Raw genomic sequence first — 2,942 nt, forward strand, 5'->3', positions numbered from 1 at the left:
AGTACGCAGAAAAAGAAAAAATTTGGGTGGAATCCCAACTGCATCAATGTCTGATGTAGCTTTTCTGCTTTTGGTTTTCTTTCTTTCCACAACTAAATTTGATCTTAAAAAGGGATTGGGAATTAATCTTCCCGCAGCTTCGGAACTGGCAGATAAAAAAGTCAGATTGAAAGACGAGAATATCACCAAGATCTCGATCGATAAGGATGGAATTGTCAGATATAAAACATCCAATATGCCTGAAGCAGAAGAAATTTCCATGAATAATATCCAATCCGTAGTTAAAGGAATTGTAACTTCTAATCCGGATATGGTTATTTCTCTTAAAACTGATAGAAAGAGTAAATATAAATACATGGTGCAGGTTCTTGATAAACTGCAGGCAGCAGGAGCAGAGAAAATATCTCTGTCCACGAATTAGGAAGGAATTATGGCAAAGTTATTAAAAAAAACAAGACCCGAAACTTCTATTCCTACTGCTTCCATGTCTGATATCGCTTTCCTGTTATTACTCTTTTTTATGGTTTCCACAGTTTTTGTCAAAGAAAGAGGATTAAAGGTCAATATGCCGCAAGCTGCATCTATACAGAAGATCCCTCGCAACAATGCAGCTACGATATATGTTACCAAAAGCGGAGCAATTTCCATCGATGATTTTAATGTGAGCATCCCTGATGTTCAATATAAAATGTATCAGAAGAAAGCAGAGAATTTCAATACGATCGCCTGTTTCAGGACAGATAAAGATACTAACTACGGAATAATGTCCGATATTATGTATCAACTCAGGTTAGCCGATGTTTTGCGGGTTTCATTTGAAGCGAAGATGAAAAGGTAGGTGATCATGGCGAGTAAGAAATTTTCAGATTGGAAAGATGTTGCAGACAGTTATTTTGAAAAAGCTTTAAGCCTGGCAATATTGATCTTGCTTTTTGCTTTTCTGGTTTCTCCCAAAATAGAAGTAAAACCATTTGAAAGAACAGTTAAAGTATCGGAAGCGATCGATATTCCACCTGAGATCAAAGATAAAATAAAGCCACCGGAACAAACAGTAAAACCGGTGATCGAGATCATTGTTGATGATGAAGCTTCAGACGATGAAGATGAAGACATTGAAATTATTGAAACAATTGAAAGCACTTCTCTTGATCCGTATGAACCGGTGAATGTTCCTCAAATTGGTAAAACTTCAAAATTTGCTGTTTATGAAGATCCACCCGAACCTATTAAACAGATTCCTCCCGTTTATGCCGATCACTTTAGAAGAATGGAAATTCAGGGTCAGGTCTGGCTGGAAGTCGAAGTTCTGGTCGATGGAAAAGTAGGAGCTATTGAGGTTAAACAATCTCTTGTTTCCGGTCCTGGTGGTCTTGACGAAGCAGCTATAAATGCCGTTAAACAATGGGAATTTACACCTGCTAAAAGCGGTGGTAAACCGGTTGCCTGTTGGGTAACTTTCCCGGTCACATTTAGTCTCGAATAAATATACATTGGAGGATTAATATATGAAATTGATTTTTAAATATCTGCTTGTCTCGCTTATTCTAATTCTGGTTTGTTCAACTCTTCTCGCAAGACCTGCCGACAATAATGGTAGCGCAGATAAAAAACTGGATCTGGTTAAATATCACAATGTTGGAAATATCTGGTTAAGGGTTAGTAACTATGGATTTTTCGGCTCCGGAGATGATATTTCACCTCGTTGGCCCTCGCTCGAATATCCGGGTGGAAGTGCTATCGATTATTTATACCAAGGCGCTCTCTGGTTCGGTGCAAAAAAACAGCGTAGAAATACATTAGGTGAAAAACTATACTGGCTGGCAGATGCTAATGATCAACATGATTATATTCCAGAAAGCCATCCGGATTGGGAAGAAAGTTTAGCTCCTGTTATTGATACTCTGGTAACTGTCGGTTTTGATGGTGATCATGATGTTTACGAATTCCTACCGGCTTATAATCCCAAGGAAAATGTTGCTTTAGGTACTCAATACAGTCAATATAATACTCTTGATAAAATAATGTACACCTCTATTCGGGAACATAGAAAGGGAGTCGATGATGATGGAGACGGTCTGATCGACGAAGATCCTATTGGCTATTCCTTTCCATTTAGAGATCCGGAAGAACTCCCGGAAGTATTTAGCGGATTTGGAGACAGATGGTTACACGAACTTGATGCTGATGATGCAGGCACGATAATTAAATCTGAACATATCTGGTTTCCTCTTGGATTCGTAAATTTAGGTTATGAAGATCTTTTAGATGATTACTTTTCAAAATATATTTTTACTGAGGAACACGACGACGATTATGACGGCTTATATGACGAAGACGGATATCCTGTATCTGAGCAGGATTTCGTTTCTTATTATTATGATTACAGTCCTTTCAATACAGCAGGTAATAGAGCCTGGGGTACATCCACTAATACTCACGAGCCATTAAATGTTCGAGTTCGTCAATTGAGCTATCAATGGAGTTTTGAACATATTAAGAACCTGTGCTATGTTGAGTTTGATATAACAAACATGAATGCTGTCGATACCCTTTATGATTGTACCATGGGTGTTTATATGGATTCGGATGTTGGTCCGCAAGCCTGGAGCGAAGTTTATAATGACGATGTCAGCAGTTATGTTGCCGGTGAAAATTATGAATTTGCATATACTTATGATTGGGATGGAGATGGAGGATTAACGACCGGTAAAGTTGGTTCTCGGGTTTGTACACCTGATCCTGAAAAACTGGTTTTTGCTTGTTGGACCTGGGGTGAAGATAGCTATTGTGGTCCAGAGGATGCTGATCCTTTAAATACTTATCCTGGAGATACCAGCAAACTGACTGCTAATGAGAAATACTGGCTTCTAACCGGAAGAAATCCTGAACCTGATGATTTTACATCTTTGCGGGAACATCCCGATGCTCAGGAAGGTAATCCG

At 38.7% G+C, this 2,942-nt stretch carries 4 protein-coding genes; all 4 read left to right on the forward strand.

Annotated features, from left to right (window positions below):
* Positions 1-421, forward strand: a 421-nt coding sequence (locus ENL20_05710; GenBank protein HHE38051.1) for a biopolymer transporter ExbD, incomplete at its 5' end; no start/stop codon positions are given.
* Positions 422-430: 9 nt separating this feature from the next.
* Positions 431-838 carry a biopolymer transporter ExbD gene (locus ENL20_05715; protein HHE38052.1) on the forward strand — a complete coding sequence of 136 codons (408 nt, stop codon included), beginning with the start codon at positions 431-433 and terminating at the stop codon, positions 836-838.
* Between the two features lie 6 nt (positions 839-844).
* On the forward strand, positions 845-1,483 hold the full coding sequence (locus ENL20_05720; protein ID HHE38053.1) for an energy transducer TonB: 639 nt from the start codon (positions 845-847) through the stop codon (positions 1,481-1,483).
* Positions 1,484-1,505: 22 nt separating this feature from the next.
* Positions 1,506-2,942: hypothetical protein (locus tag ENL20_05725; GenBank protein ID HHE38054.1), on the forward strand; the 1,437-nt coding region annotated here is incomplete at its 3' end.

It is taken from the genome of Candidatus Cloacimonadota bacterium (assembly GCA_011372345.1).
Taxonomy (GTDB): Bacteria; Cloacimonadota; Cloacimonadia; order Cloacimonadales; family TCS61; genus DRTC01.